The sequence below is a fragment of the Diaminobutyricibacter sp. McL0608 genome (assembly GCF_039613825.1).
Taxonomy (GTDB): domain Bacteria; phylum Actinomycetota; class Actinomycetes; order Actinomycetales; family Microbacteriaceae; genus Diaminobutyricibacter.
Map to the genome: position 1 here is coordinate 1,603,652 of NZ_CP154826.1, position 22,446 is coordinate 1,626,097.

A 22,446-nucleotide genomic window follows, 5' to 3' on the forward strand; every position below is an offset into this window, starting at 1 on the left:
CCCATTGTGCAGTATCCCGGACACCCTCCCGAACCGCCGCGCTACTCCTCGAAGGTGTTGACCATCGCGTGGGCTGCGCGCTCCAGATAGTTCCAGAGAGTCGCGTGCTGCAGCGGCGGAAGATCGAGCGACTCGACGGCCTCGCGCATATGCGTCAGCCAGCGGTCCCGCGCAGCCGGGTTGACCTTGAACGGGTGGTGGCGCATTCGCAGCCTCGGGTGTCCGCGCTGCTCACTGTAGGTGCCGGGGCCGCCCCAGTACTGTTCCAGGAACATCCGGAGCCGCTCCTCCGCGGGGCCGAGGTCGTCCTCCGGGTACATCGCCCGCAGCTCGGTGTCGGCTGCGACGCCGCGGTAGAACTCGGCGACGAGTCGGTGGAACGTCTCATGGCCGCCGACGAGCTCGTAGAACGTCCCTTCGACGCCGGGACCGTTCTCGCCGACGCGGAGCACGACCGGGCTCGGGCCGACCGAGGCGGATGCCGCGGTTTCGCTGGTGGGCTCGATCGGCCCGACGGGGATGGTCATATCGTCAGTGCTCCGGTTTCGCGGGAGGCTTCGCGTCGGTGCGTGGAACCTTGACGGTCGGATCGACGACCGGCATCGACTGCGGGTCGGCGGGTGCTGGTGCTGGCGCGGCGGCACGACCGGAGACAGACGCTTGTGTCGCCGCCGCCTTGCGGGAGGCACGGGCTTTGCGACCCGTCGGCGCCTCGACGACAGCGACCGGCTTCGTGCGCGGCGGGCGGGCTCCGCTCACACTGCCTGCGCCGTCGAACCCGCTGAGCACGATGGTGTTCAGCGCCGGGAGCTTCACGTCCATCTCGTCGAGCGCCTCCTTGAGACGGATCCGGAGTTCCCGCGAGACGTCGTCGCGTGCCGTCGAGCGGGTCTTGATGACGATGCGGAGCACGAGAGCGTCGGCCGAGATCGATTCGAGACCCCAGACCTCCGGCTTCTCGAGGATGCGTGATCGCCATTTCGGACTCGTCGCAAGAGCGTTCGCGGTCTCGAACATCTTCGCCTGGACGGCGTCGACGTCGGCCTCGTAGGGGACGGCGAGATCGATGATGACGCGCGCCCAGCCCTGTGACATGTTGCCGACCCGCAGGATCTCGCCGTTGCGAACGAACCACAGGGTGCCGTTGACGTCGCGCACCTGGGTGACCCGGATTCCGACCGCCTCGACCACGCCGGTCGCCGCTCCGAGGTCGACGACGTCGCCCACCCCCAGCTGGTCCTCCATGACCATGAAGAGACCGTTGAGCACGTCCTTGACGATGTTCTGTGCACCGAAACCGAGACCGGCACCGATCGCAGCGGTGAGCAGGGCGAGCGAGCCGAGCGCATTCGGCGCGGCGGTGTTGATGACGAGGATGACGGCGATGATGCCGACCGTGACATTGACGACGTTGCTGAGGACCGTGCCGATGGTGCGGGTTCGCTGCACCACCCTGACCGCGGCGAGCGGGGACGCGACGAGCGCCTGCGTGTCCTGCACGTTCTGCGTCTTCTTGACGCCGTTGACGATCTGACGCACCACGCGCCGGATGACGATGCGGAGGATCCAGGCCAGGATGAACGCACCGACGATGATGCCGGCGATCTGTGCCAGGACCCAGCCCACGTCAGCCGCGTGGGCACCGAAGTCGGACCAGAAGTTAGACGTAGTGATCAACATACGGATGCAAGCTTATCGAGGGTGCTCTGCACGCCACCTGAGTCGTCACCGGGCGAGGAGCCCGTTCTCGTACGCGAAGATCACCGCGTGCACCCGGTCGCGCAGCTCCAGTTTCGCCAGCACACGGCCGACATGCGTCTTCACGGTCGACTCCGTGAGGTAGAACTTGCCGGCGATCTCGCCGTTCGAGAGCCCCTCGGCGATGGCCTGGAGGATCTCCCGTTCGCGCGGTGTCAGTGCGGCGATCGGATCGACGTCTGCACGGGCTGCTCCGGCGGCGGGCAGACGGTCCGAGAACAGGTCGAGCATCGCCTTGGTCACTCGGCTGGACACCGCGGCGTCGCCCGCCGCGACCGAACGGATCGCCTGGGTCAGTTCCGCGGGACGCACGTCTTTGAGGAGGAAGCCGCTCGCGCCGGCCCGTAAGCCGCCGAAGGCGTACTCATCGAGGTCGAACGTCGTGAGGATGATGATGCGCGCCGCCGGGTCGGCAGCCACGATCCGCCGTGTCGCTTCGATCCCGTCGAGCCCGGGCATCCGCACATCCATCAAAATCACGTCCGGAGATGTTTCGACGGCCAGCCGGATCGCGGTCTCGCCGTCACCGGCTTCGCCGACGACGTTCAGGTCGGCCTCGGCTTCGAGCACCATGCGGAAGCCGAGTCGCACAAGCGCCTGGTCGTCGACGATCAGGATGCGGATGGGTTGAGTGGGTTCGGTTGACGGAGTGTCGGTCATCGTCTAGTCCTCGGTCGACAGGGCTCGGAATTCGGCGCGGAGACGCCAGCCGCCGGGGGCGCGCGGTCCCGCTTCGACGGTGCCGCCGTACAGGGCGACACGTTCGCGGATGCCGAGCAGCCCGCGGCCCGCGCCCTGGTCGGCGGGCGTGTGCACCGTGGCGTCGTCATCGACCGTCACCGTCACGGTCTCCGGCGAGTAGGCAATCACGACGTCGACAGTGGATGCTGCCGGTGCGTAACGCAGGACGTTCGTCAGAGCCTCCTGGACGATGCGATAGACGGCGAGCTGCTGTCCGGTGTCGGCCGGAGGGACGCCCGTCGCCCGGAACCGCACAGGAAGGCCCGCCGCGCGGAACGTCTCGACGAGGCTCGCGAGGTCCTCGGCGCCGGGCTGGGGGCCGCGCACCGCATCCGTGCCGTCGTCTTCGCTGAGTACCCCCAGCATCCGCCGCATGTCGCCGAGCGCCGAGCGACCGGTCTCCGCGACCTGGCGCATCGCATCCGCGGATCGCTCCGGCGCGGTCGCGGTGAGCGCCGCAGAGCCGTCGGCCAGGGTGATCATGACGGTCAGACTGTGCGAGACGATGTCGTGCATCTCGCGGGCGATTCGTGAGCGTTCGGCCGCGGTCGCGATCGTGGCCTGCTGATCGCGTTCGCGTGCGAGTTGCCCTGCCCGCTCGATGAGCGCCTGGAGGTAGCGTCGCCGGTTGCCGATGTTGATCGCGATCACGACGACGAGCAGCGCCAGCACGACGACCTGGATGAACGCGTTCACCGGGGGAGCGGACAGCGGCGCCACGTCGGTGTTGCCGTGCAGGACCTCGAAGGTCACGCCGGCGAGTGCGGTGACCGCGCAGAGCACCCCGTAGGCGATCCAGCCTTCGCGCGTGGAGCGGTAGACCGCGACCGCGTAGAGCCCGAAGAGCGCGGCCAGGAAATCGAAGTCGCGGCCGACGAGCACCAGTGCGAACATCGCCGCGAGGCCGATGCCCAGGACGACCCAGGGGCGGTAGCGGCGGAACAGCAGGGCGACCGCGCACAGTACGGCCAGCGCGAGGGGCACGACGACCGACGCGACGGTCGTCGGGGTTCCGGCGCGCTGAGCGAACGACGACCCGGCCGCACCCAGCAGGTAGAACCCGGCGATGAGGGAATCGACCAGCCACGGGTGGCGCGCCCAGAACTGCCGGATCACACCCGGAGGCTTGGGCAGACGCAGATCTCCCTCGGCGGGCGAAGCCGGCCCGCCGAGGGAGAGGTCGTGTTGCGTCATGCTGTGGACTTTACGCGTCCCGGCGCTTGAGGAGGATCGCACCCGCGACGAGTGAGACGACGGCCCAGCCCACGACGACGAGGATCTGCTGCCAGGTCTCGAGGGTGCTCGCGCCACCGAAGCCGCTGAGTCCGAACGACGAGAGACCGGCGTTCATCATCAGGTAGGGGGCGGTGTCGTGCATCCACTGCAGCGGGGCGATCGTGAAGACGATCGGGAGCAGCAGGATCGCGCCGAGCGCGGCCGCGATTCCACCTGCGCTCGCCCGCAGGATCGCGCCGAGACCGAGCGCGAAGACAGACACGATCGCAAGGTAGAGCGCGCCACCCAGGATGTGCAGGATCATGTCGTTCTCGAACAGCGAGGCGTGGAAGCCCTTGGAAGCGAGGATGGGCGATGCTGCGAGGAACGCGGCAGTGGATGCGACCACACCGACGACGAACGACGAGACGAGCAGGACTGCGGCTTTCGCCCACAGCGCCGGCAGCCGGCGCGGAACCGCCGTCAGCGTCGAACGGATCATGCCCGTCGAGTACTCGCCACTGATGACGAGGACACCGAGCACGGCGATCACCAACTGCCCGAAGAAGACCCCGAACAGCGATGCCTCCCGCACCACCGACGCCTGGGCGGCGGCAGGGACGACCCCGTCTGCGGCAGGGATTCCGAGACCCAGCAGGACGGCGAGTCCGACGGAGACCGCGATGACGATCGCGAACGACCAGAGCGTCGAGCGCAGGCTGCGCAGTTTGATCCACTCGGATCGCAGGACGCGCGGGAAGGTCAGCCGACCTGTGCCGGCGGTGCGGTCGTAGGTGAGGGTTGCGGTGGTCATCGGGAGATCTCCGTCCGGTATTCGACGTCGTCCTGGGTGAGGGCGAGGTAGGCCTCTTCGAGCGAAGCGTTGATGGGGGTGAGCTCATGGAGCACGATGCCGGCCTGGGCCGCCGCCTCGCCGACCTGGGCGGAGGTGAGTCCGCCGACTTCGAGGAGCTGCGACTCGACACCGGTGACGGTCACATCCGGGCCTGCGACGAGGTTGGCCAGCAGATCGGGTTGCGGGGTACGGACCCGGACCGCGTTGCGTGTGGCGCCGGTCAGGATGTCCTGAACCGGGGCATCCGCGAGGATCCGTCCGCGACCGAGCACGATGATGTGGTCGGCGGTCTGGGCCATCTCGGTCATCAGGTGCGAGGAGAGGAAGACCGTGCGGCCCTCGGCGGCGAGCTGGCGGGCCAGCTGACGCACCCAGAGAACGCCTTCGGGGTCGAGACCGTTGACCGGCTCGTCGAGGATGAGCGTCGCCGGGTCGCCGAGCATCGCCGCGGCGATACCGAGACGCTGGCCCATGCCGAGCGAGAAGCCGCCGACACGCTTGCTCGCGACCGCTTCGAGGCCGGTCATCGCGATCACCTCGTGCACCCGCTTGCGGGCGATGCCGTGCGTGGCGGCCATGGCCAGCAGGTGGTTGTATGCCGTGCGACCGGTGTGGACGGCCTTGGCGTCGAGGAGGGCGCCCACTTCGTGGAGTGGCGCCCGATGGTCCACATAGCGCTTGCCGTTGACCAGCGCATTGCCGTGGGTCGGGCGGTCGAGCCCGACGATCATGCGCATCGTGGTCGACTTGCCGGCACCGTTCGGGCCGAGGAAGCCGGTCACTTTACCTGGCTGCACTGTTGCGCTGATGTCGTTGACGGCGGTCTTCGCGCCGTACGTCTTGGTCAGTCGTTCGAGTTGGATCATGCCTTCGAGCCTAGGAAAGGCTCGCGTTCGCCGAATCCGCCGCAAGGCCGGTCTTGACGACGGATGCGGTGGTACCGCAGTACCACCGAATCCGTCGCAGGTGCTGCCTAGGAGGCGTCCTTCGCCTGAGCGGCGAGAGCGCGCTCGACGCCGGCCAGGTTCTCGACGACCAGACGGCGCAGTGCCGCAGGTTCCGGGTTGGCGTCGAGCCAGGCCCGGGTCGCGTCGCGGAGCTCGGTGTTCGCCAGCGGCGCCGGGTACATGCCCGCGACGAGGTACTCGGCGATCTTGTAGCTGCGCGAGGTCCAGATCTCCTGCAGAGACTCGAAGTACGGGCGGATGAACGCGGCGACCACGTTCTTGTCTGCCGCGCGCTGGAAGCCGAGGCCCGTGAATCGCACGATCGTGTTGGGAAGTGCATCCGAGCCGAAGACCGAGTCCCAGGCCGCCTGCTTGCCCTCGAGGCTCGGGATCGACGCGGCCGCCTGGGCGGCGAACTGTGCGCCGTTCGCGGTGTTGTCCGCCGCGAGAGCCGCATCGATCTCCGCCGTGCCCGCCTTGCCGCCCGCGGCGAGCGCGACCAGCAGCTCCCAGGCGAGGTCGGTGTCGACCTCGAGGCCGTCGAGCTTCGTCGATCCGTCGCGCAGGGCGGCGACCGTCGCCAGCTGCTCCTCCGTCGAGGCGAGCGCTGCGAAGAACTTGACGAACTGGAACTGGGCGTCGCTGCCGGCGTCCGCCTGCTCGGCGAGCGTCCACAGAGCCGAGGCGGCCTCCTCGGAGGTCGCCTTCTGGCGGTCGGGCGCGACATACGCGCCCGCGGCCAGCACGAGCTGGTTGAGCGTGGTGCGAATGGTCGTCGACTCGGACTCGGAAGCGATGTTGCCGAGCACCAGGCGCACGTAGTCGCTCGCCTTCGTCTCCGCGTCACGAGTAGCATCCCACACGGCACCCCAGACAAGCGAGCGCGCCAGCGGGCTCTCGATCTTCGCGAGGTGCTCGATCGCGACCGCGAGCGACTCGTCGTCGAGACGGATCTTCGCGTAGGCGAGGTCGTCGTCGTTGATGAGGACCAGGTCGGGCCGCGTGAGTCCGACGAGCTCGGCGACGTCGGTACGCTCGCCGTCGACGTCCAGCTCGACGCGGTGCTCACGCACGAGGGCACCGTCCACCAGGTTGTAGAACCCGATGGCGAGGCGGTGCGGGCGGATGGTCGGGTAGTCGGCCGCCGCGGACTGGAGCACCGAGAACGCGGTGATCACGCCATCCGGATCCACCGTGAGCTCCGGACGGAGCGTGTTGACGCCCGCGGTCTCGAGCCACTTCTTCGACCAGTCGGCGAGGTCGCGGCCGCTCTTCTCCTCGAGCTGCACGAGAAGGTCGCGGAGTTCGGTGTTGCCGTGGGCGTTCTCCTTGAAGTACGCGCTCACGCCGGCGAGGAAGTCGTCCTGGCCGACCCAGGCGACGAGCTGCTTGAGCACCGAGGCGCCCTTCGCGTAGGTGATGCCGTCGAAGTTGACCTGGACATCTTCGAGGTCGTTGATGGTCGCGACGATCGGGTGGGTCGACGGCAGCTGGTCCTGGCGGTAGGCCCAGCTCTTCTCCATCGCGGCGAACGTGGTCCAGGCTTCGTGCCACTCGGTGGCCTCGGCCGTGGCGAGCGTCGACGCGTACTCGGCGAACGACTCGTTGAGCCACAGGTCGTTCCACCACTTCATGGTCACGAGGTCGCCGAACCACATGTGGGCGAGCTCGTGCAGGATCGTGACGACGCGACGCTCCTTGATTGCGTCGGTCACCTTCGACCGGAACACGTAGGTCTCGGTGAACGTCACCGCTCCGGCGTTCTCCATGGCCCCCGCGTTGAACTCGGGCACGAACAGCTGGTCATACTTCTCGAACGGGTACGCGTAGTCGAACTTCTCCTCGTAGAACGCGAAGCCTTCCCGCGTCTTCTCGAAGATGTAGTCGGCGTCGAGATACTCGGCGAGGCTCTTGCGTGCGAAGACGCCGAGGGGGATGGTGCGGCCATCGCGGCTCGTGAGCTCGCTGCGGACCGACTCGTACGGGCCGGCGACGAGCGCGGTGATGTAGGAGGAGATCACGGGAGATGGCGCGAACGTCCAGGTCCGGGCGCCTTCGTGCGCGGCCACCGGCTCCGGCGTCGGCGAGTTGCTGACGACCTGCCAGTGCGCGGGAGCGGTGACCGTGAACTGGAACGTGGCCTTCAGGTCGGGCTGCTCGAACACCGCGAACATGCGGCGCGAGTCCGGAACCTCGAACTGGCTGTAGAGGTAGACCTCGCCGTCGACCGGGTCGACGAAGCGGTGCAGGCCCTCACCGGTGTTCGTGTAGATGGCGTCGGCCACCACAGTGAGTTCGTTCTCGACCTGGAGGCCGTCGAGCTGGATACGCACCCCGTCGCTGACCGTCGCCGGATCGAGTTCGACGCCGTTGAGGGTCACCGAATGCACGGTCCTCGTGATGGCGTCGATGAAGGTGGAGGCTCCGTCGGCGGCACCGAAGCGGACCGTCGTAGTACTACGGAACGTCTCCGGTCCCGTCGTCAGGTCGAGATCGACCTGGTAGTCATAGGTGCGGATGAGCGCTGCGCGCTCCTGTGCTTCGACACGGGTGAGGTTCTCTCCGGGCAACGCTGACTCCTTCGGTATGCGCTTGTGGCGTGGGATGGGATCCAACACACCACCCTATGTGACGCGCAGACCACCGCCGTCGGCCGCGATGCGCCGACGATCCGATCGGACTCAGGCGACGAAGGGCGAACCGATCGGCTCCCGCACCGTCGAGTCGGCGGGCTGCTCGAGCGCGATGAAACGCTTGCTCACCTCGATCGTGGACACGAGCAGCGACCGGAGTCGCTCATCCCGGTCCTCCACGAAGGCGTGTGCGATGCCGTCGACAGCACTGAGCACCAGCGCCTGCGTCTGACGCGGTGTCGTCGACTCCGGCAGCTTCGTCTGGTAGCGGCCGAGGAATTCGCGAGCCCAGGATTCGGCGCCCGGCGCCGAATGGAGAGCGTCGGCGATCGGAGCCTCGGTTCCGCTCGGTGCTCCGCCCATCCGTGTCAGAACTGCATCGCAGACGATCGCACCGACCGCGAGCGAGTCCTGTCTGGCCTCGGAGGCGATGGGAAGTGCGGCCGACGCCACGTGCAGCGCGATGATGATCTCGAGTCGCGGATCGTTGGTCGTGAGTCCTATCACCGACGGGATGAGCGGCGCCAGCGTGCTGCGGGCCTTGTTGGAGATCGTGTCGTTCACCGCCCGCGCGAGATTCGCCAGCCCCGGATGGGTGCAGGACGGATGGTCGCTCCAGCGTTCGCCCGCGAGGTACGAGGCGAACTCCATGAAGCACGCGCCCCGGCGGGGGTTTCGGTGCTTTCCGGCGGAGAGGATGGGAACGAGGACTTCTGGAACCGATGAAGTGGGCATCTGGCGCCTCCGCGCAATTAGACCGTTGTATCCGACTCTGCTCCTTGTGGCCGCGAAGATCAATGGTCTCCTGCTGTGAACCAGCCCGATGATGACGGTGGCCCCTCATAAACTGGTCGAATGCGCATCCATATCGCCACCGATCACGCCGGTCTCGACTTCAGCACGCACCTCAAGAAGCACCTCACCGAGGCCGGGCACGAAGTGATCGACCACGGGCCGACCGAATACGACCCGCTCGACGACTACCCGGCGTTCTGCATCAATGCGGCCAAGGGCGTCGTCGCCGACCAGCAGGCGGGCACGCAGGCGCTGGGTGTCGTCTTCGGCGGCTCCGGCAACGGCGAGCAGATCGCAGCCAACAAGGTGCACGGCGTGCGTGCCGCTCTCGTCTGGAACCTCAGCACGGCAGAGCTCGCCCGGCAGCACAACGACGCGAACGTGATCTCGATCGGCGCTCGTCAGCACACGATCGAGGAGGCGACGGGCTTCATCGACGCCTTCATCGCCGAACCGTTCTCGTTCGAGGAGCGCCATGTGCGCCGCATCGGCCAGCTGGCCGAATACGAGGCCACCGGCACCATCGCGGGCAAGCACGTCGACGCATAAGGGAGCAGCCGATGCCTGAGGGTCACTCCGTCCACCGCATCGCCCGGCAGTTCGCGCAGAACTTCGTTGGGCGTCGCATAGCCGTGTCGTCGCCGCAGGGTCGTTTCGCCGAAGAGGCTTCCCGGATCGACGGCCGCACGATGATCGACGCCCGAGCCGTCGGCAAGCAGATGTTCCTCGAGTTCGACAACGGGCTCTGGCTGCGCATCCACCTCGGAATCTACGGAGCCTGGGACTTCGCAGGCGAGATCTCGGTCGACCCGACCATCGCATCCGCGAACGGTCGAATGGGTCAGACGAACCAGAGGGGAACCGTACTCGACGGCGCGGGAGAGAACTCGCTTCACAGCATCGGGGCGCCGCGGCGCACCCGGCTCCGCATGTCCGAGTCGGAGAAGCTCGGAGATGAGATCACCGAGTTCCCGCCGGAGCCGATCGGCCAGGTCAGAGTCAGACTGCTCACCGAGACGGCGGTCGCCGACCTGCGCGGCCCGACCGCGTGCGATGTGCTCGACCCCGCACAGGTCGATGCGGTGATCGCCAAACTCGGGCCGGATCCGCTCAACGACGAGAGCGTCGACGCCGAGAACCGATTCGTCGCGACGGTCCGAAAGAAGCCGACGCCGATCGCCCTTCTGCTGATGGACCAGTCCGTCGTGAGCGGGATCGGCAATGTGTACCGGGCGGAGCTGCTGTTCCGGGCGCGCCAGAACCCGCACACGCCCGGCAGGCTCGTGACGGAGGAGACGGCGCGGGCGCTCTGGCGCGACTGGGTCCACCTTCTGCGAATCGGTTTCGAGACCGGCCAGATGATGACGATGGACGACCTCGATGACGATGCGTACCGCAAGGCGATGGCGTCGCGCGACGACCGCCACTGGGTCTACAAGCGCGAAGGTCTGCCATGCCGCGTGTGCGGAACGCACATTCTGATGGAAGAACTGGGTGGCCGGAAGCTTTATTGGTGCCCGGTCGACCAGAATTGACCCATGCGCCAGAACCCCAGCTTCGTCCTCGCCGACCCTGAAGAGATCGCGCGGGTGATCCGCGAGAATCCGTGGGCGACCATCGTCAGCAACACCTCAGACGGTCTCGTCGCCTCCCACTATCCCGTGCTCATCGACGACTCCCGCGAGGAGTTGTCGCTCGTGACCCATGTCGGGCGGCCCGACGAGCAGCTGCACGAGCTCGGGCAGCACGAGGTCCTCTTCATCATCCAGGGCCCGCACGGCTACATTTCGCCGGGGTGGTACGACCCGAAGCCTGCTGTGCCCACCTGGAACTTCATCACGGTGCACCTCGGCGGCGTCCCCGAGATCCTGAGCGACGAGGAGAACCTCGATGTGCTGGCCTCTCTCGTCGACCACTTCGAAGACCGGATGCCCGAACCACGCCGCATGCACGGCACCCCGGAGAACTCCGAGTACGCCGCCCGCATCTCGAGCGGCACGGTCGGTCTGCGCCTGACCCCGACTCGCATCGTGGCGAAGTCGAAGATGAGCCAGAACCGGCCTCCCGAGACGGTCGACCGCATCATCACCGAGCTCGAAGGGGACGGCCCGTACTCGAGCGAGGGGCTCGCGGCGGAGATGCGCCGCGTGCGCGACCGTATGCGCCGATGAGTCTCGCGCTCCGCGGCGCGCGACTTCCCGAACATGACGGGCTCGTCGACCTGGTCATCGACGAAGGCAGGATCGTGTCGGTGACGCCGACCGGTCATGCCGTGTCGGGCGCTGCCGAACAGCTTCATCTCGACGGGCGCTGGGTCATCCCGGGACTCTGGGACAACCACGTGCATTTCACGCAGTGGGCACGGACTTCGCGCCGCATCGATGTGTCTGATGCCCGATCCGCCGCCGACGCGGCACGGCTGGTGGGCGTTGCGGCAGCGGACCGGGCGGGCGACGAGGTGCTCGTCGGCTTCGGGTACCACCCGGTGCGCTGGCCCGACGAGCCGACCAGGCAGCTTCTCGACGAGGTGGCCGGAGCTCGGCCCGTCGTGCTCATTGCGGGCGACCTTCACGCGTGCTGGCTGAATTCGGCGGCAGCCAGGCGTTTCGCGGGCGGATCGCGCGAGGCGGTGTTGCGCGAAGACGACGCGTTCGCGGTGATCGCGGCGCTCGAATCGCTCGACGGATCCGAGACGGCGACAGATGCCTGGGCGCACGAAGCGGCCCGGCGTGCCGCCGAGCGCGGAATCGTGGGGATCGTCGACCTCGAGATGGCGTGGAACCGTGACGTCTGGATGCGCAGGATTCATTCGGGCAACGACACCCTTCGGGTGGAGTTCGGCATCTACGCGCCCGACCTGGGCCGGGCGATCGACCTCGGATTCCGCACGGGCTCGGTGATCGAGGGCAGTTCAGGCCTTCTGGCGGTCGGTCCGTTCAAGATCATCACCGACGGTTCGCTCAACACGCGCACCGCGTACTGCTTCGACGCCTACGCCGGCTCGGCTGGTGACGCGCATCCCTACGGCGTCCTCACGGTTCCCACCGACGAGCTGATCGCGCTGATGGCGCTTGCGAACGAGGCGGCCATCGAACCCGCCGTGCACGCCATCGGCGACCGCGCCAACAGCCTGGCGCTCGACGCTTTCGAGACACTCGGCTGCACTGGACGCATCGAACACGCCCAACTTCTGGCCGACGATGACATCGCCCGCTTCGCCCGGCTCGGTGTCACGGCGAGCGTCCAGCCCGAGCACGCGATGGATGACAGGGACGTCGCCGACGAGCTGTGGACAGGGCGGACGCGCCGGGCCTTCCGCCTCGCCGAGCTCCACGGTGCGGGAGTGCGGTTGGCGCTCGGGTCGGATGCGCCCGTCGCCCCGCTCGACCCGTGGGTGTCGATCGCGTCGGCTGTCGCACGAACCAGGGGAGATCGTGAGCCGTGGCATCCGGAGAACGCGGTGTCGCGAGAGGTGGCGCTCGGCGCATCCGTTCGCACCGCTGTCGCCGTCGGCGAGCTCGCCGACCTGGCGATCATCGAACGCGACCCGCTCGCGTGCACGCTGGCCGAACTGCGGCGGATGCCCGTGGCGGCGACCCTGCTCGGCGGCCGCTTCACCCACCGCGCCCTAGGCTGAGCGCTGCCTGCGGGTGTCTGCCGGCGTCTGCGCATCCGCCCCACGCCGCGCGCCGCGCGCCGATGCTCCCTCTACCGTGTCTGCGCATGTTTGACGCGTGCGCGGCCCGGCGAGCAGGGGGCAGACGTACCGAACGGCCGCTGTCACGGTCGAACGACCGCCGGAAACGACGAAAGGGCCGCCCGGAGGCGACCCTTTCGCGACGTCGTTCCGGCTACTCGCTGATGTGTGCGAAGAGGAACCAGCGGTCCTTGTCCAGTCCGCGCGCGATCTCGATCGCGACATCCTGGCTGGTCTGGTCGAGCTCGTCGAGCTCCTTGACGGCTGTGTTCACGACGACAAGCGCGGCATCCAGCTGAGCGATCATCTCGACGATGGTGTCGTTCGACTGGCGGAAGCCTGCGGTCAACTCTGTGGTCGAGGTCTTGGCCGCCACAGTCGCGAGGCGGGCGTCGACGGGGAGCCCGAGAGCCACGATCCGCTCGGCGGCGGTGTCGGCCCACTCTTCCGCGTGCTCGACGATGCTGTCGAGGAGTTCGTGCACTCCGACGAAATTCGCTCCACGCACATGCCAGTGGGCCTGCTTGCCGTTCACCACGATCGCGGTCAGGTCGACGACGACAGGGCTCAGGAACTGCGCGACCCCGGCAGCGACGTCCGGGTTGGAAACACTCTGGGGAACGGTGACAGTCTCAGTCATGTGGTGTCCTTTCGCTTCGATCCTTCACAACGCTACGCGCCGAGGAACATTCCGCAACCAAGCTGAGGCTGTGCTTAGTCCGCCCGCTTATGCGGATGGCGCGTCAGGTGGGGGTTAACCCCCGCGCAGATTCGGAGGCATGCCCGGTTCGCAGGAGTCGGCCGATTCGCGAGTCTTGACGCATGAGTACCGAATCCCTTCCCAGAACCCAGCCATCTGACACTCTGGATGCTGTGAGCAGCACCCGACCACAGGAACCGGCCCGACGCGGTTACGGCGCGCTCTGGCGCGGAGTTCCCCGGGAGCTCGGGTTCCTCGTGCTCACGATGCCCATCGCGTATGTCGCGTTCAGTCTTCTGAACGGAATCCTGTGGGCCGGCGTCGGCACCCTCATCATCTACATCGGCGTCTTCCTCGTCGCCGGTTCCCTCTACATCGCCCGGGGGTTCGGCACGCTCGAACTCGTCCGGCTCCGCTGGTCCGGGCGGCCAGAGATCACGCGCCCCGACTGGAACCCGGGCGGCAAGCCGATCACGTTCTGGCGCGCGGTCTTCGGCCCATACGCGAACGGCCACTACTGGCTGTACCTGCTGCACGCGATGATCATCAACCCGATCATCAGCATGATCAGCTGGGTGTTCACGATCGTGTGGGTCTCGGTCGGCCTCGGCGGCGTCACCTACTGGTTCTGGGACCGGTTCGTGCCGCACCCCGACAGCGAGATCTACCTCTCCAAAGTCATCTACGAATGGTGGTTCCAGGGCTCGGCGGCGCCGTTCAACCCGACCGTTGGCGACAACGTCATGGAGTTCGTGCTCGGAGCCATCTGCCTCGTGACCTTGCCTTTCATCACGCACGCGATGACGCTGATGCACCAGGCCGTGGCACGAGGCGTGCTCGGGGCGTGGCGGTCGGAGGCGCTCCAGCGGGAGGTCGCCGATCTCTCCGCGTCGCGTGGGGCGGCGGTCGTCGCCGAAGACCAGTCGCTTCGCAGGCTGGAACGCGACCTGCACGACGGACCCCAGCAGCGCCTCATCCGACTCCAGATGGACCTCGCCAGCGCCGAACGCAAACTCGACAGCGACCCTGAAGCCGCCCGCACGATCATCGCGGAGGCCGGCCAGCAGGCGCAGGACACCCTCGAAGAGCTCCGTGCGTTGTCCCGCGGCTTCGCCCCGCCCATCCTCCAGGATCGCGGGCTCGTCGCAGCCCTCGAGTCCCTCGTCGCCCGCAGCACTGTCCCGGTCGTCTTCGACAATGGTCTCGCGCCCGACCTTCGGCTGCCGTCCGAAATCGAACGCAGCGCCTACTTCATCGCCGCCGAACTGCTGACGAACGTGTCCCGCCATTCGGGTGCGACCGCCGCGCGGCTGCACGTGGAGGTGTCGGCCGAGCCGGGAACATCCCGGCGACTCGAGCTCTGGGTGACCGACAACGGTCACGGGGGAGCGGCAGTGACAGCCGGCCACGGGCTGAGCGGGCTCGACGAGCGCACCCGCGGGCTCCGTGGGGACCTGATGATCGACAGCCCGGTGGGAGGTCCCACGCGGATCGGAGTGCACATCCCGATCCCTGAGGCCGCAACCGACTGAGCCATATGCTGGGGGGATGCCCGCGCATCCCCCCGCTCTGCGTGTCGTGGTGGCCGACGATTCGGTGCTGCTGCGCGAAGGGCTCGTGCGACTCTTCGACGAGGCAGGCTTCGAGACGGTGGGAGCCTACGGTGACGCGGATGCGCTGCTTGCCGGGCTCGGGGAAGCACCGGATGTCGCGGTGCTCGACGTGCGCATGCCGCCCACGTTCCGGGACGAGGGAGTACGCGCGGCGATCCGGCTGCGGTCCGAGCATCCACACATCGGCGTGCTGCTGCTCAGCCAGTACGTCGAGGGAACGTATGCGCAGGAGCTGCTGTCCGCCGGTGAAGGAGGGATGGGGTACCTCCTGAAGGACCGCATCGCGTCGCTCGACGAACTGCGGGATGCGATCACCCGCGTCGCCGATGGAGGTACCGTCCTCGATCCGCAGGTCGTGCGCGAACTTCTCGTCCGGCGCACCAACCCGCTCGAATCGCTGACGCCGCGCGAGGGCGAAGTACTGCAGCTCATGGCGGAAGGGCGGACCAACGCGGGGATCGCATCCCGGCTGGTCATCGGCGTCGGCGCCGTGGAGAAGAACGTGACCGCGATCTTCCAGAAGCTCGGGCTCGAAGACTCCGGCAACGACCATCGACGGGTGCTCGCAGTGCTGGCTTTCCTGCAGCGCTGAGTCCTCTCACCCATCGTGGGGTGAGACGGTCTGTAGTCCTCCCTTTTTGGAGCTACTGGCCCGATGCTGCGCTCTATACGCTCCAACCATGGGTCTCTTCTCTTGGCGTGCGCCGACGGCGTCGACAGGTGATCCTGAGGACGACGAGCTGTATGCGCTGATCGCGCGCAAGAGCGATATCCGTTCGCCGCGCAACTGGGTGCACTACCTCTATTTCGCCGACGAGAGCGGGGCGCGTGCCGCCTGTGCCGCCGCGGTCGACCATGGGTGGGTTCTCCAGCGGGTCGGAGCGGCCGCAGCAGGCGAGGAGTGGATCGTCATCGCCGAGCGCCGCAACACCGTGGTCACGCCGGAGGCGATCCGGGATGCGCGCGCGTTCTTCGCGGGCCTGGCAGCATCCATCCGCGGCGGCGAGTACGACGGCTGGGAGGCCAGTCTCTGAAACGGTTCGCTTCCTGCTGCGGCTCTACAAGGGTGGCAGTGGGAAGTGCGTCAGCAGCTGGCGACTTCACCAGGTTGACCGTGTTCGCCAGAGTCTGCTCGGTGACCTGCGCGACGATCGGGATATCGCGCACGGCCCAGAGCGTCAGGGCGGACGCCCACGCGGCGTCGCGTGCCCGGTCCATGGAGAAGTTGGTCAGGATGTTCGCGAGCGGCGCCACGGGAGCACCGTATTGCACGACCGTCTTGTCGAGGAATTCCGCCCGGATTGGGGCGACCAACTCTGCGAGCACCCCGTTGATCCGGTCGAAGTCTGCATGGATCGAACCCGATTCGGGGTCGCGGTCGCGCTGTTTGCAGGAGTCCACGACGGCGATGGCCAGGTCGTGGTTGATGTGGGCGTTCATCCCGGCGAGCGCGAACTGGAGGGGAAAGAGTGCCACCGCGCGGGAGTCGACGAGCGGCTCCCACGATCGGGCGACCGGCTTGCCCACGGCGATCGCCTGCGGGACATCGAGGAAGATGTCGGCGAAGACGACGTCGAGCGCCTCGGTGAAGGCCGGGTCCTGGAAGGTGCCGTCCATCACGCGCTGCGCGACGAGGGCGGTCACCTGGCGGTAGATGTCCGTGAAGACGGCGATGCCGTCGGATGCTGCGAGCGGCGCGCGTACCGCATCCATTCGGCTGAGCACCGCGTCGATGGCGGCCGACGATGCCGGCGTCGTCATGCCAGGTCCGTGGGCTTGTCGAACATGAGTGCATGCTGTCACGAATCCGCGCCAGGCAGAAGGGCGGATGCTGGACTCGGCAGCCGCGCGGACGCTACGGTTTCCCTGTGTCCACGGAACCGGTGAAACCCGAAAGCGCGCACCTCGGCGACGTCGTCGCCACCGTCCTGCTGATCATCGGCTCGATCGGTCTGGCCATCGGCCTCTTCTTCGGGGTGTTCCTCTGGGACACGACCGGCACGCACGCGATCGGCTTCTTCCTGGGCGTCTTCGTGCCCCCGGTGCTCACCGTGCTGGGAGTCATCGGCGGGATCGTCGCGCTGGTTCGCAGACGGCTGGCGTTCGTGTACCCGCTGGCGGGCATCCTGCTCAGCCTGCTGTCGTGGTGGATCGCGCAGTCGATCGCAACGTCGTAGCAGCGCCTCTTTCGGAGGGGATGACGGGAATCGAACCCGCGTAATCAGTTTGGAAGACTGAGGCTCTACCATTGAGCTACATCCCCGCGCCGGCTCAGCCGGGCACCCGAACATCGTAATACAGGTTGGCTGGGCGCTCTGACCACCGCGCCGGCCGGGTCAGCGGGCTCCATGCCGGTGCAGTAGACTTGCGCGTGGTCTTTCGCCCCCGACGGGTTCGTTCGCGTCGCGGAAACGGACCGGGCGGGTTGAGGTCGACGAACCCGGGGCGTAGCTCAGCTTGGCTAGAGCGCCCGCTTTGGGAGCGGGAGGTCGCAGGTTCGAATCCTGTCGCCCCGACCAACCTCATAACCTCCGCAGAGACCATCGTTCAACTATCAGGAGAACCCAACACGTGAAGACCACGGTCGAAAAGCTCAGCCCCACACGCGCGAAGCTCACCATCTCGGTGACGCCGGAGGAGCTGAAGCCCAGCATCACCCACGCCTACGGGCACATCGCCGAGCAGGTCAACATCCCCGGCTTCCGCAAGGGCAAGGTTCCGCCGGCCATCATCGACCAGCGGGTCGGCAAGGCCGCCGTACTCGAGCACGCCGTTAACGAAGGCCTCGACGGCTTCTACCGCCAGGCTGTCGAAGAGAACGAGCTTCGCACCCTCGGACGCCCCGAGGCCGACATCACCGAGTGGCCCAACGAGAAGGACTTCTCCGGCGACCTGCTGCTGACCATCGAGGTCGACGTGCGTCCCGAACTCACCCTTCCCGACTACAACAACGTCAAGATCACGGTCGACGCGGCCGAGGTCAGCGTCGACGACGTCGAAGAGGAACTCGACCGTCTGCGTAGCCGCTTCGGCACGCTCGTGACGGTCGACCGTCCGGCGAAGTCCGGCGACTTCGCCCAGATCGACCTGGTCGCCGTCATCGGCGACGAAGAGGTCGACACGGCCAACAGCATCTCGTACGAGATCGGCTCCGGCGAGCTCATCGAGGGCATCGACGAGGCGCTCGACTCGCTGAGCGCGGGGGAGACCACCACGTTCGAGGCGCCGCTCATGGGCGGCGACCACGAGGGCGAGAACGCGCAGATCACTGTGACGCTGACCGCAGTCAAGGAGCGCGAGCTCCCCGAAGCAGACGACGACTTCGCCCAGATCGCCAGCGAATTCGACACGATCGGCGAACTCCGCAGCAGCCTGCGCACGCAGGTCGAGCGGTCGAAGACCTTCGGTCAGGGTGCGGACGCACGCAACCAGCTCGTCGAGAAGCTACTCGAGCTCGTCGAGGTGCCGGTCCCCGCGAAGCTCGTCGAAGACGAGGTCCACCGTCACCTCGAAAGCGAGAACCGTCTCGAGGACGACGTGCACCGCGCCGAGGTCACCGAGTCGAGCGAGCGCACGTTCCGCACGCAGATCCTCCTCGACGAGATCGCTCAGGCCGAGAACGTCAAGGTCAGCCAGGACGAGCTGACGCAGTACCTCATCCAGGGTGCTGCCCAGTACGGCATGGAGCCGAACGAGTTTGTCCAGGTGCTCAGCGAGAACGGCCAGATCCCGTCGATGGTCGGAGAGGTCGCCCGCAACAAGGCGCTCGCGATCGTCCTCGGCCGCGCCGAGGTCACCGACTCCAACGGCAACAAGGTCGACCTGGCCGAGTTCACCGCTGTCGACAACGGCGACGAAGACGGCGAGAACATCTTCGAAGAGGTCGTCGAGACCGCTGACGCAGCCGAGGCCGAAGAGGCCGCCGAGGCCGAGGCCGCTGAGAAGCCGGCCAAGAAGTCGAAGAAGAAGTAGCAGCAACCGCACAGAACGGGCCGGACGTCGAAGGATGTCCGGCCCGTTCTGCATTGTCGCTGAAGAGAGGGACTGAGGATGACCGAGTGGGATGCACGCGTCGACGCGGTCTGGGAGCAGGCGGACACGCTCGGAGAGGCTGCGGTCATCGAACGGATGGATGCCCTGGCGGCTGAACGACCGGAAGATGACCCTCGCGCGATCTTCGAACGGGCCGGTGCCCGCGACTTCGCAGGCGCGGAAGCGGATGCGGAACCCCTCTACCGGCGTGCCCTTGCTCTCGGGCTCACCGAGCCGCATCGTGCGCAGGCGGTCATCCAGCTGGCCAGCACGCTCCGCAACCTTGGCCGCGCCGACGAGAGCATCGCCATGCTTCGCAGCGAGCTGGCCGAGCATCCGAACCACGAGCTCGCGGACGCCGTGCGCGCCTTCCTCGCGCTGGCACTCGTGAGCCAAGGGGATGCGGCGGCCGGCGCATCCGTCGCCCTCACCGCGCTCGCGCCCCACCTCCCGCTCTACAGCCGAGCCATCGTCGCCTACGCCGCCAGTCTCACCACGCGCTGATCCGCCGTCGCTGACTCTCCCGACCGGAATCGCCCCCTCGCGTGGCTGGGACGCACCCAGCCTCGACATGACAGTTGTTGTCGCCGTTGTTTGCGTCCTGGCAACAACAAGTGCCAAGTGACGGATGCTCATGGGCTCAGACGAATGCCGCCACGGCAAGCAAGCAGGCGGCGCGCCTATCTGCCCACGGCGAACAGGACGGATTCTGTGTGTTGGCTCCTATAGATTCGATTCCGAAGCGACAAGGAAATGGAGCGAGACATGGCCGAATCGGGCATGCAACCGAGTGTTTTTGACCGACTCTTGAAGGACCGCATCATCTGGCTCGGGTCGGAGGTGCGTGACGAGAACGCCAACGAGATCGCGGCGAAGCTGCTCCTGCTCGCCGCAGAGGACTCCAAGCGGGACATCTACCTCTACATCAACTCGCCCGGTGGTTCGATCACCGCGGGTATGGCGATCTACGACACGATGCAGTTCGTCCCGAACGACATCGTCACCGTCGGAATCGGCATGGCGGCGTCGATGGGGCAGCTGCTGCTGACGGCCGGCACGAAGGGCAAGCGGTACATCACGCCGAACGCGCGTGTGCTGCTGCACCAGCCGCACGGTGGGTTCGGTGGAACCGCGAGCGACATCCAGACGCAGGCGGCGCTCATCCTCGACATGAAGAAGCGACTCGCTGAGATCACGGCCGCCCAGACCGGCAAGTCGGTCGAGCAGATCAACGCAGACGGCGACCGCGACCGCTGGTTCACCGCCCAGGAGGCTCTCGAATACGGCTTCGTCGACCACATCCGTGAGACCGCGACCGAGGTCGTCGGCGGCGGCGGCACGGCCGGCTCGGAATCCAAGTAGAGACCACCGGAAGGAACAGGAAAGAACATGAACATCCCCACTTTCGGCGGACAGGCGTTCAACGGGATCCAGGCCCCGGGCTCGCGGTACATCCTGCCGAGCTTCGAGGAGCGCACAGCCTACGGGTACAAGCGCCAGGACCCGTACGCGAAGCTCTTCGAGGACCGCATCATCTTCCTCGGCGTGCAGGTCGACGACGCGTCGGCCGACGACATCATGGCGCAGCTCCTCGTGCTCGAGAGCCAGGACCCCGACCGCGACATCGTCATGTACATCAACTCACCCGGTGGCTCGTTCACCGCGATGACGGCGATCTACGACACGATGCAGTACATCCGTCCGCAGATCCAGACGGTCGTGCTCGGCCAGGCGGCTTCCGCTGCGGCCGTGCTGACCGCGGCCGGCTCGCCGGGCAAGCGACTCGCGCTGCCGAACGCCCGCATCCTCATCCACCAGCCCGCCGTCGGCGAGGCCGGGCAGGGCCAGGCGTCCGACATCGAGATCCAGGCCAACGAGATCATGCGTATGCGTACCTGGCTGGAGGAGACGCTCGCGCGCCACTCCAACCGTTCGCAGGAGCAGGTGAACAAGGACATCGACCGCGACAAGATCCTGTCGGCCGAGGAAGCGCTGGAATACGGTCTCATCGACCAGGTGCTCACCAGCCGCAAGAACCTTCCGGCACTGGTCAAATAACGACACATGTAGAAACGGCGCGTCACCTTCGGGCGGCGCGCCGTTTCGCTTCCGGGGATTGCGCGACGATGTCCCCGGCACAGGCTAGGCTCGAAGAAAGTTCCCAATGGAGGAGGGTGAGGGATGGCTCGCATAGGGGAAAGCGCCGATCTGCTCAAGTGTTCCTTCTGTGGCAAGAGCCAGAAGCAGGTCCAGCAGCTCATCGCAGGGCCGGGCGTCTACATCTGCGACGAGTGCGTGGAACTCTGCAACGAGATCATCGAAGAACGTCTCGCTGAGGCCGGCGAAGAAGCCACCAGCGAGTTCGACCTTCCCAAGCCGAAAGAGATCTTCGGCTTCCTCGAGGAGTATGTGATCGGCCAGGAGGCCGCCAAGCGCGCGCTGGCCGTCGCCGTCTACAACCACTACAAGCGCGTTCGCGCGAAGTCGACGATCACCTCGGCCGACACGATCGACGACATCGAGATCGCCAAGAGCAACATCCTCCTGATCGGCCCCACGGGCTGTGGCAAGACCTACCTCGCACAGACCCTCGCGAAGCGCCTCAACGTTCCGTTCGCCGTCGCCGACGCGACCGCGCTCACCGAGGCTGGCTACGTCGGTGAAGACGTCGAGAACATCCTTTTGAAGCTGATCCAGGCCGCCGACTACGACGTCAAGCGCGCAGAGACCGGCATCATCTACATCGACGAGGTCGACAAGATCGCTCGCAAGGCCGAGAACCCGTCGATCACCCGCGACGTCTCCGGCGAGGGAGTTCAGCAGGCACTCCTCAAGATCCTCGAGGGCACGGTGGCCTCGGTGCCACCCCAGGGCGGCCGCAAGCATCCGCACCAGGAGTTCATCCAGATCGATACGACGAACGTCCTGTTCATCGTCGCCGGCGCGTTCGCCGGTCTCGAAGACATCATCTCCCAGCGTGCAGGCAAGAAGGGCATCGGCTTCGGCGCCCCGCTTCACAGCAAGGGCGACGACTTGAACCTCTTCAGCGAGGTGCTCCCCGAAGACCTGCACAAGTTCGGCCTCATCCCCGAATTCATCGGCCGGCTTCCCGTCGTCACCACTGTCACTCCGCTCGACCAGGATGCGTTGATGCAGATCCTGACCGTGCCGAAGAACGCACTCGTCCGCCAGTACCAGCGCATGTTCGAACTCGACGGCGTCGAACTCGACTTCGAGCCGTCAGCGCTGGAGGCCATCGCCGACCTCGCCGTGCTGCGCAAGACGGGTGCCCGCGGACTCCGCGCGATCATGGAAGAGGTGCTCGGGCCGATCATGTTCGAGGTCCCCTCGAGCAGTGAAGTCGCGCGCGTCGTCGTGACGCGAGAGGCGGTCCTCGAGAACGCCGCGCCCACGATCGTCCCTCACCGCCCGCGCCGCGAAGAGAAGTCCGCCTAGCCA

At 66.9% G+C, this 22,446-nt stretch carries 23 protein-coding genes and 2 tRNA genes; 14 read left to right on the forward strand and 11 right to left on the reverse strand.

All coding sequences use genetic code 11. From position 1 onward, the window contains the following. Positions 1 to 41: 41 nt before the first annotated feature. The 8 genes from AAYO93_RS07580 to AAYO93_RS07615 form a co-directional block, all read right to left on the reverse strand. On the reverse strand, positions 42 to 452 hold the full coding sequence (locus tag AAYO93_RS07580; RefSeq protein ID WP_345764844.1) for a globin: 411 nt from the start codon (positions 450 to 452) through the stop codon (positions 42 to 44). 79 nt (positions 453 to 531) lie between these two features. Then, entirely contained in the window at positions 532 to 1,680 is a 1,149-nt protein-coding gene (locus AAYO93_RS07585) for a mechanosensitive ion channel family protein (RefSeq protein ID WP_345764377.1), read from the reverse strand. A gap of 45 nt (positions 1,681 to 1,725) precedes the next feature. Then, positions 1,726 to 2,418 (reverse strand): response regulator transcription factor, encoded by a 693-nt coding sequence (locus AAYO93_RS07590; RefSeq protein ID WP_345764378.1) that lies wholly within the window; start codon positions 2,416 to 2,418, stop codon positions 1,726 to 1,728. 3 nt (positions 2,419 to 2,421) lie between these two features. After that, positions 2,422 to 3,693: a sensor histidine kinase gene (locus tag AAYO93_RS07595; protein WP_345764379.1), complete on the reverse strand. Its 1,272-nt coding sequence runs from the start codon at positions 3,691 to 3,693 to the stop codon at positions 2,422 to 2,424. Positions 3,694 to 3,703: 10 nt separating this feature from the next. Beyond that, entirely contained in the window at positions 3,704 to 4,528 is an 825-nt protein-coding gene (locus tag AAYO93_RS07600; RefSeq protein ID WP_345764380.1) for an ABC transporter permease subunit, read from the reverse strand. Further along, entirely contained in the window at positions 4,525 to 5,436 is a 912-nt protein-coding gene (locus tag AAYO93_RS07605) for an ABC transporter ATP-binding protein (protein ID WP_345764381.1), read from the reverse strand. Before AAYO93_RS07605 ends, AAYO93_RS07600 begins: the two co-directional genes overlap by 4 nt. A gap of 107 nt (positions 5,437 to 5,543) precedes the next feature. Further along, entirely contained in the window at positions 5,544 to 8,087 is a 2,544-nt protein-coding gene (gene pepN, locus AAYO93_RS07610) for an aminopeptidase N (RefSeq protein ID WP_345764382.1), read from the reverse strand. Positions 8,088 to 8,198: 111 nt separating this feature from the next. Then, the gene (locus tag AAYO93_RS07615) at positions 8,199 to 8,885 is read right to left on the reverse strand and encodes a hypothetical protein (protein ID WP_345764383.1); all 687 of its coding nucleotides are present in this window, start codon (positions 8,883 to 8,885) and stop codon (positions 8,199 to 8,201) included. Between the two features lie 120 nt (positions 8,886 to 9,005). Here AAYO93_RS07615 and AAYO93_RS07620 point away from each other — a divergent pair, with 120 nt between their 5' ends. Genes AAYO93_RS07620 through AAYO93_RS07635 form a run of 4 tightly spaced genes read left to right on the forward strand, consistent with a single transcriptional unit; the run spans position 9,006 to position 12,582 of the window. Then, entirely contained in the window at positions 9,006 to 9,494 is a 489-nt protein-coding gene (locus AAYO93_RS07620) for a ribose-5-phosphate isomerase (protein ID WP_345764384.1), read from the forward strand. 11 nt (positions 9,495 to 9,505) lie between these two features. Next, positions 9,506 to 10,480, forward strand: a complete 975-nt coding sequence (locus AAYO93_RS07625) for an Fpg/Nei family DNA glycosylase (protein WP_345764385.1) — start codon at positions 9,506 to 9,508, stop codon at positions 10,478 to 10,480. A gap of 3 nt (positions 10,481 to 10,483) precedes the next feature. Continuing rightward, positions 10,484 to 11,116, forward strand: a complete 633-nt coding sequence (locus AAYO93_RS07630) for an FMN-binding negative transcriptional regulator (RefSeq protein WP_345764386.1) — start codon at positions 10,484 to 10,486, stop codon at positions 11,114 to 11,116. Beyond that, positions 11,113 to 12,582, forward strand: a complete 1,470-nt coding sequence (locus AAYO93_RS07635; protein WP_345764387.1) for an amidohydrolase — start codon at positions 11,113 to 11,115, stop codon at positions 12,580 to 12,582. The genes AAYO93_RS07630 and AAYO93_RS07635 overlap by 4 nt, the downstream gene beginning before the upstream one ends. Positions 12,583 to 12,796: 214 nt before the next feature. Here AAYO93_RS07635 and AAYO93_RS07640 read toward each other — a convergent pair whose 3' ends face one another. After that, positions 12,797 to 13,282: a Dps family protein gene (locus AAYO93_RS07640; RefSeq protein WP_345764388.1), complete on the reverse strand. Its 486-nt coding sequence runs from the start codon at positions 13,280 to 13,282 to the stop codon at positions 12,797 to 12,799. Between the two features lie 233 nt (positions 13,283 to 13,515). On the opposite strand from AAYO93_RS07640, the gene AAYO93_RS07645 reads away from it, so the two are divergent. From AAYO93_RS07645 to AAYO93_RS07655, 3 genes are all read left to right on the forward strand, one after another. Next, on the forward strand, positions 13,516 to 14,874 hold the full coding sequence (locus tag AAYO93_RS07645) for a sensor histidine kinase (protein WP_345764389.1): 1,359 nt from the start codon (positions 13,516 to 13,518) through the stop codon (positions 14,872 to 14,874). 16 nt (positions 14,875 to 14,890) lie between these two features. Next, a complete protein-coding gene (locus tag AAYO93_RS07650; protein ID WP_345764390.1) occupies positions 14,891 to 15,547 on the forward strand; it encodes a response regulator transcription factor in 657 nt (218 codons plus the stop codon). Positions 15,548 to 15,635: 88 nt separating this feature from the next. Next, positions 15,636 to 15,989 carry a ribonuclease E inhibitor RraB gene (locus tag AAYO93_RS07655; protein ID WP_345764391.1) on the forward strand — a complete coding sequence of 118 codons (354 nt, stop codon included), beginning with the start codon at positions 15,636 to 15,638 and terminating at the stop codon, positions 15,987 to 15,989. Here the strand turns inward: AAYO93_RS07655 and AAYO93_RS07660 are convergent. Continuing rightward, positions 15,892 to 16,716, reverse strand: a complete 825-nt coding sequence (locus tag AAYO93_RS07660) for a DUF5995 family protein (RefSeq protein ID WP_345764392.1) — start codon at positions 16,714 to 16,716, stop codon at positions 15,892 to 15,894. The genes AAYO93_RS07655 and AAYO93_RS07660 overlap by 98 nt on opposite strands. A gap of 107 nt (positions 16,717 to 16,823) precedes the next feature. Here AAYO93_RS07660 and AAYO93_RS07665 point away from each other — a divergent pair, with 107 nt between their 5' ends. Next, positions 16,824 to 17,132 (forward strand): hypothetical protein, encoded by a 309-nt coding sequence (locus AAYO93_RS07665; protein WP_345764393.1) that lies wholly within the window; start codon positions 16,824 to 16,826, stop codon positions 17,130 to 17,132. A gap of 15 nt (positions 17,133 to 17,147) precedes the next feature. Here the strand turns inward: AAYO93_RS07665 and AAYO93_RS07670 are convergent. Beyond that, positions 17,148 to 17,218 (reverse strand) — tRNA-Gly (locus AAYO93_RS07670). Between the two features lie 178 nt (positions 17,219 to 17,396). Here AAYO93_RS07670 and AAYO93_RS07675 point away from each other — a divergent pair. The 6 genes from AAYO93_RS07675 (at position 17,397) to clpX (ending at position 22,443) form a co-directional block, all read left to right on the forward strand. Beyond that, positions 17,397 to 17,474 (forward strand) — tRNA-Pro (locus tag AAYO93_RS07675). A 52-nt stretch (positions 17,475 to 17,526) separates the two neighbouring features. Further along, positions 17,527 to 18,927 (forward strand): trigger factor, encoded by a 1,401-nt coding sequence (gene tig / locus AAYO93_RS07680; protein ID WP_345764394.1) that lies wholly within the window; start codon positions 17,527 to 17,529, stop codon positions 18,925 to 18,927. A gap of 78 nt (positions 18,928 to 19,005) precedes the next feature. Further along, entirely contained in the window at positions 19,006 to 19,491 is a 486-nt protein-coding gene (locus AAYO93_RS07685; protein WP_345764395.1) for a tetratricopeptide repeat protein, read from the forward strand. Between the two features lie 261 nt (positions 19,492 to 19,752). After that, on the forward strand, positions 19,753 to 20,349 hold the full coding sequence (locus tag AAYO93_RS07690; protein WP_345764396.1) for an ATP-dependent Clp protease proteolytic subunit: 597 nt from the start codon (positions 19,753 to 19,755) through the stop codon (positions 20,347 to 20,349). Between the two features lie 27 nt (positions 20,350 to 20,376). Continuing rightward, positions 20,377 to 21,045, forward strand: a complete 669-nt coding sequence (locus tag AAYO93_RS07695; RefSeq protein WP_345764397.1) for an ATP-dependent Clp protease proteolytic subunit — start codon at positions 20,377 to 20,379, stop codon at positions 21,043 to 21,045. A 123-nt stretch (positions 21,046 to 21,168) separates the two neighbouring features. Then, a complete protein-coding gene (gene clpX / locus AAYO93_RS07700; RefSeq protein WP_345764398.1) occupies positions 21,169 to 22,443 on the forward strand; it encodes an ATP-dependent Clp protease ATP-binding subunit ClpX in 1,275 nt (424 codons plus the stop codon). The last annotated feature ends 3 nt before the right edge of the window (positions 22,444 to 22,446 follow it).

What these genes read in the sequence shown, in the direction of transcription:
- AAYO93_RS07590 (WP_345764378.1), bottom strand. Translation starts at nt 2,418, where the DNA reads ATGACCGACACTCCGTCAACCGAACCCACTCAACCCATCCGCATCCTG.
- AAYO93_RS07650 (WP_345764390.1), top strand. Translation starts at nt 14,891, where the DNA reads ATGCCCGCGCATCCCCCCGCTCTGCGTGTCGTGGTGGCCGACGATTCG.
- clpX (WP_345764398.1), top strand. Translation starts at nt 21,169, where the DNA reads ATGGCTCGCATAGGGGAAAGCGCCGATCTGCTCAAGTGTTCCTTCTGT.
- AAYO93_RS07690 (WP_345764396.1), top strand. Translation starts at nt 19,753, where the DNA reads ATGGCCGAATCGGGCATGCAACCGAGTGTTTTTGACCGACTCTTGAAG.
- AAYO93_RS07600 (WP_345764380.1), bottom strand. Translation starts at nt 4,528, where the DNA reads ATGACCACCGCAACCCTCACCTACGACCGCACCGCCGGCACAGGTCGG.
- AAYO93_RS07625 (WP_345764385.1), top strand. Translation starts at nt 9,506, where the DNA reads ATGCCTGAGGGTCACTCCGTCCACCGCATCGCCCGGCAGTTCGCGCAG.
- AAYO93_RS07630 (WP_345764386.1), top strand. Translation starts at nt 10,484, where the DNA reads ATGCGCCAGAACCCCAGCTTCGTCCTCGCCGACCCTGAAGAGATCGCG.
- AAYO93_RS07615 (WP_345764383.1), bottom strand. Translation starts at nt 8,885, where the DNA reads ATGCCCACTTCATCGGTTCCAGAAGTCCTCGTTCCCATCCTCTCCGCC.
- AAYO93_RS07660 (WP_345764392.1), bottom strand. Translation starts at nt 16,716, where the DNA reads ATGACGACGCCGGCATCGTCGGCCGCCATCGACGCGGTGCTCAGCCGA.
- AAYO93_RS07640 (WP_345764388.1), bottom strand. Translation starts at nt 13,282, where the DNA reads ATGACTGAGACTGTCACCGTTCCCCAGAGTGTTTCCAACCCGGACGTC.
- AAYO93_RS07685 (WP_345764395.1), top strand. Translation starts at nt 19,006, where the DNA reads ATGACCGAGTGGGATGCACGCGTCGACGCGGTCTGGGAGCAGGCGGAC.
- AAYO93_RS07655 (WP_345764391.1), top strand. Translation starts at nt 15,636, where the DNA reads ATGGGTCTCTTCTCTTGGCGTGCGCCGACGGCGTCGACAGGTGATCCT.
- AAYO93_RS07595 (WP_345764379.1), bottom strand. Translation starts at nt 3,693, where the DNA reads ATGACGCAACACGACCTCTCCCTCGGCGGGCCGGCTTCGCCCGCCGAG.
- AAYO93_RS07585 (WP_345764377.1), bottom strand. Translation starts at nt 1,680, where the DNA reads ATGTTGATCACTACGTCTAACTTCTGGTCCGACTTCGGTGCCCACGCG.
- AAYO93_RS07620 (WP_345764384.1), top strand. Translation starts at nt 9,006, where the DNA reads ATGCGCATCCATATCGCCACCGATCACGCCGGTCTCGACTTCAGCACG.
- AAYO93_RS07635 (WP_345764387.1), top strand. Translation starts at nt 11,113, where the DNA reads ATGAGTCTCGCGCTCCGCGGCGCGCGACTTCCCGAACATGACGGGCTC.
- AAYO93_RS07695 (WP_345764397.1), top strand. Translation starts at nt 20,377, where the DNA reads ATGAACATCCCCACTTTCGGCGGACAGGCGTTCAACGGGATCCAGGCC.
- AAYO93_RS07605 (WP_345764381.1), bottom strand. Translation starts at nt 5,436, where the DNA reads ATGATCCAACTCGAACGACTGACCAAGACGTACGGCGCGAAGACCGCC.